Consider the following 203-nt stretch of genomic DNA (forward strand, 5'->3'; position numbering starts at 1 on the left):
TTTGCCCTGCCAGATATCGCTCCTTTCTTGCTGTTGCAAAGGAATTTGAATGCCTTTATAACTGGGTTCTTTTACCAGAGAACCATCAAACCCGCTGATTCTTTTTTTCTGGCATTTATGGGAAATATACGTTACCTCAAGAGGAAAGGGTTTTGTATAAGGTGAAGGGTTTTTAACTTCAACATTGACCCATTTAGTCTCAG

The 203-nt window shown here is 39.4% G+C and carries 1 pseudogene; it reads right to left on the reverse strand.

The features are described from left to right. Positions 1-203: pseudogene (locus tag CYR52_RS22830) on the reverse strand (hypothetical protein); the annotation flags it as partial.

Source organism: Chimaeribacter arupi, from assembly GCF_002858805.1.
Classification (GTDB): domain Bacteria; phylum Pseudomonadota; class Gammaproteobacteria; order Enterobacterales; family Enterobacteriaceae; genus Chimaeribacter; species Chimaeribacter arupi.